This window comes from Candidatus Obscuribacterales bacterium, from assembly GCA_036703605.1.
Classification (GTDB): Bacteria; Cyanobacteriota; Cyanobacteriia; order RECH01; family RECH01; genus RECH01.
Genome location: DATNRH010000898.1, coordinates 1 through 1,162, shown reverse-complemented (window position 1 = coordinate 1,162; position 1,162 = coordinate 1). Strand labels below are relative to the sequence as shown.

The 1,162-nt window shown below is 53.4% G+C and carries 1 protein-coding gene and 1 pseudogene; one reads left to right on the top strand and one right to left on the bottom strand.

All coding sequences use genetic code 11. From position 1 onward, the window contains the following. Positions 1-892: phosphopyruvate hydratase (gene eno / locus V6D20_18450; GenBank protein ID HEY9817762.1), on the top strand; the 892-nt coding region annotated here is incomplete at its 5' end. A gap of 133 nt (positions 893-1,025) precedes the next feature. Here eno and V6D20_18445 read toward each other — a convergent pair. Continuing rightward, a pseudogene (locus tag V6D20_18445) lies at positions 1,026-1,130 on the bottom strand (IS1 family transposase). Between the last annotated feature and the right edge of the window lie 32 nt (positions 1,131-1,162).

Below are 1,162 nucleotides of genomic sequence, written 5' to 3'. Positions count from 1 at the left end.
CTATCGGTACCTAGGTGGCCCCATTGCCAATGTGCTGCCTGTGCCCTTGATGAACGTGATCAATGGTGGAGCCCATGCCGACAATAATGTCGATATTCAAGAGTTTATGATTGTGCCCGTGGGCGCGAGTTCCTTTCGGGAAGCGTTGCGCTGTGGGGCGGAGGTGTTTGAAGCCCTCAGCAAGGTCTTGAAAGGTAAAGGATTGCTGACTGGCGTGGGTGATGAAGGTGGGTTTGCCCCCAACCTAGAGTCCAATCAAGCAGCGTTGGAACTGTTGATGCTGGCGATTGAACAATCGGGATATAAGCCCGGCACCGAAGTGGCGTTGGCGTTGGATGTAGCCGCCTCTGAATTCTATAAAGATGGCGAGTATGTCTATGATGGCTCCAGCCATTCTCCGGCTGAGACGGTTGGCTATCTTGCCGATCTGTGCAACCAATATCCCATCGTGTCTATTGAAGATGCCCTGCATGAAGATGATTGGAGCAACTGGCAACTGTTGACGGATGAACTGGGCGATCGCGTTCAGCTTGTCGGCGATGACCTGTTTGTCACCAATCCCGAACGGCTGCAGCGCGGCATTGAGGAAGAGGCGGGCAACTCCATTTTGATTAAGCTCAATCAAATTGGCTCCCTCACCGAAACCCTGGATACGATCGCTTTGGCTGGACGGAACGGCTACACCTCGGTGATCAGCCATCGTTCTGGCGAAACGGAAGACACCACGATTGCCGACCTGGCCGTGGCTACCCGAGCTGGACAGATTAAAACCGGTTCCCTCTGCCGCAGTGAACGGATTGCCAAGTACAACCGCCTCCTGCGCATTGAGGATGAGCTGGGCGCAAGCGCTGTGTATGCCAGCATGATGGGTCTGGGGCCCAAGTATGCCTAGGGGCGGCCTCTGGTAACCATCCCGAACATCTATGAGTTATGGGCTAGTCAGGCATGGTCTGGCTAGCCTTTTTTGATGCAGCGCTTGGTCATCCTGATGCCCAACGTGAGTTCGACAGTTATGGGGTAGTGCATCAGATTATTGTTGGGAAGGAGAGGATATCCTTCCAACTCCAGCGATAGTCAGTCAATCCTGCTCGTTGTGCTGCCGTTGTCTTGTAGCGACTATGCTGCCAGATCTACTTAAATTAACCTCAGTTCGGGTTAAGCA